This is a genomic window from Vibrio sp. 1288 (genome assembly GCF_033344475.1).
The window spans coordinates 1-821 of the sequence record NZ_JAWPOX010000322.1; the positions used below are offsets into that span (position 1 = coordinate 1).

Below are 821 nucleotides of genomic sequence, written 5' to 3' on the forward strand. Positions count from 1 at the left end.
AAACGCGCGTAAGGACACATGTGAATACACATGATTGAGCGCATCCAACCTGCGTTGCCGTAAGTACAGATGGCAAAGAACATGACCCAGAATACTGGCCAGAAGTTCGCGTTGAAGGTGAAGAAATCAATTACCAGCTGTTTCATCGGCACAAAGTAACCAACAAAGGTGAAGCCTGTGGCGAGTGCGATAGCAAACCAAGCGATGTGCTTGAGTGTTTTACGCATGGCTAAGTTGGCGGTGAGTTTATTGGCGTCTTGTTTGCGACGTTTATTCGCGCTGCCTTCGAGTTTTTCTTCAAACCAGATGTACATGAAGGTCCACACGGTTTGCGGGCAGAGATAGCCACACCAGACTCGGCCTAAAAAGGTGGTAATGAAGAACAGGCCAAACGCGGCGATCACAAAGAGCAGAGCGAGTAGGGTCAGATCTTGCGGATAAAGCGTGGTGCCGAAAAAGTTGAACTGCTGGTTGCCAATATCAAGCAAGATCGCTTGTCGCTCGCCGTATGGGATCCACGGTACCAAAGCAAACAGTAGCAGTAAGAACCAACCACCGTAGCGACGCAGTTTTTGGTAAGTCCCTTTACTTTCTCGAACGTAGATGCGATTGCTTGGGTTAAAACGATCCCCGTTTCCTTTATGGGTTTTCGGGTTGAAAGTCTTGGGAGTCACATCTTTGATATCGATCTTGTCCTGACTCATGCACTCATCCTTCTTAGGCTTTTTTATAATGTACGGCGGCATTTCTGGTGATGTCGCTCTGTGACATTGCTATTAATTATTTTAGTTAATACTGATAAACGGCGATTATACAAGCAA

The 821-nt window shown here is 46.5% G+C and carries 1 protein-coding gene; it reads right to left on the minus strand.

Going from position 1 to position 821, the window contains the following annotated elements:
* A partial coding sequence (locus R8O11_RS26525; RefSeq protein WP_318194782.1) for a 4Fe-4S binding protein occupies positions 1 to 704 on the minus strand: 704 nt, incomplete at its 3' end.
* Between the last annotated feature and the right edge of the window lie 117 nt (positions 705 to 821).